The organism is Bacillus sp. LR--39 (assembly GCF_053613335.1).
The window spans coordinates 1-649 of record NZ_JBSIOT010001042.1; the positions used below are offsets into that span (position 1 = coordinate 1).

At 44.4% G+C, this 649-nt stretch carries 1 protein-coding gene and 1 pseudogene; one reads left to right on the forward strand and one right to left on the reverse strand.

What is annotated here, in order from left to right:
• A partial coding sequence (locus tag ACWHAR_RS28290; RefSeq protein WP_452088595.1) for a ferrochelatase occupies positions 1 to 255 on the forward strand: 255 nt, incomplete at its 5' end.
• 26 nt (positions 256 to 281) lie between these two features.
• Here ACWHAR_RS28290 and ACWHAR_RS28295 read toward each other — a convergent pair.
• Positions 282 to 649: pseudogene (locus ACWHAR_RS28295) on the reverse strand (ABC transporter permease); the annotation flags it as partial.

The following is a 649-nucleotide window of genomic DNA, read 5'->3' on the forward strand; positions in this document are numbered from 1 at the left end:
GACGTCCAAGACTTAACAAAGGAACTGTATGAAGAAGGCTTCCGGTCATTCATTTACGCACCAGTCGGTTTTGTATCTGACCACCTGGAAGTTCTGTATGACAACGACTATGAGTGCAAAGTGGTTACGGACGAGCTTGGCGCAAGCTATCACCGTCCGCCTATGCCGAACACTGATCCGCGGTTCATCGATACGCTTGCTTCAGTCGTGGAGCGAACATACAACAGCACAGAACAGGAGAAAGCGGAGCTGTAAATCGAGCTCCGCTTTTTGCTGCAATGTTATGACGTGACAATATCCCGCTTTTGAAAAACCCAAAAGGAGACAGCCAGAAAAAGAATAAAATAAACAGCAATCACAGCCGCTGAAAATGAAAGAGTCATATCTTGAATAAACGGCTCCCCATCAATGTATTGACTGAGATCTGAATTTGCAAAGATCGTATACTTGGTCCAATCAAATTTTGCCGCTAAAAATTGAGTAATCGCAGACCCTGTAAAAAAGACGAACAGCGAAAGACCGACAGAGACGACCGCGCTTCTTAGGATGACCGAAATCATAAAGGCCAGCGTGGCCAGCACAATAATATTCAATAAAGCGGCTCCATAGTCTAAGGCTAAAAACTTCAGCATTGACATCTTTATCACTT